Genomic DNA, 864 nt, shown 5'->3' with positions numbered 1-864 from the left:
TACACGTTATTCCCTTACTAGTCCTTACGGAAACGGGGAAAGATGAAACTCCGTGATTGCACCTCAAACCACCATTCAGCACCACTCCCGAAGGTAGGTGATTGGTGCGGGGTGCGGGCGGCGAATCCCATCTACGCGGGATTGACGGGGACGTTGACGGTCGGTACTGGAGTGCTCTCTTTGCCCCGAAGCCGCATCGAAACCGCGCCCGCGGCACCCGAAGGCAACGCCGCGGCGCGTGCCATAATGGCGGTTCCGCTTTTCTCCGCGGCCGGGAAGGCCCGCCGACAACGCCCATGCACCGCACGACTCTTTTCCGCATCAACGCCCGACGGCTTCTTGCCCTCACCGAGGCGGCCTCCCTCGCGCTCGGGCTCGCGGCCTGCGCCTCGGGGCCGAAGATCGTCGACGAAAGCGCGGACTTCGCGCCCGTCGACTACGCGCGCACGTGCGTCTTGGAAAACCCGGAAGTGAAGAGCGACGCGCTGAAGCGCGCCCTGGAAGCCGGTCTCGCCGCCGCGGGCGTGAGCTTCGAGCGGCTCTCGGCCGGCTCCGGCCCCGACGCCTGCCCCTTCGTCGTCACCTACTCGGTCGAGACCCGCGGGGACGTGGTGGAGGGGATCGTCTTCCAGACCTTTGAGCACGGCATCCCGCGCATCGAGGCCACGGGCCGCGCCGAAGCGGGGAAGGGCCTCACCGCGCAGCGCGTGGCGGCCTTTACGGAAGAGTTGATCGGGAAGCTGCGGATGCTCGCGAAGCAACAGGCGCAGTCGGCCGGGCAGGATGCCGCGGCGCAGAGCGCGGCGGCGAAGTGATTCGAAGAAGGCCCGCGCCGTCCGTTCCTCGAATCCCCAAAAATCTCCC

At 67.1% G+C, this 864-nt stretch carries 1 protein-coding gene; it reads left to right on the top strand.

Annotated features, from left to right (window positions below; genetic code table 11):
• Positions 1 to 296: 296 nt before the first annotated feature.
• On the top strand, positions 297 to 815 hold the full coding sequence (locus HMPREF9440_RS07500; protein ID WP_008542986.1) for a hypothetical protein: 519 nt from the start codon (positions 297 to 299) through the stop codon (positions 813 to 815).
• The last annotated feature ends 49 nt before the right edge of the window (positions 816 to 864 follow it).

Source organism: Sutterella parvirubra YIT 11816, from assembly GCF_000250875.1.
In the GTDB taxonomy this organism is placed as follows: domain Bacteria; phylum Pseudomonadota; class Gammaproteobacteria; order Burkholderiales; family Burkholderiaceae_F; genus Sutterella; species Sutterella parvirubra.
Note: the sequence above shows the minus strand (reverse complement) of the source record. Positions and strands in the feature narration are given on the sequence as shown.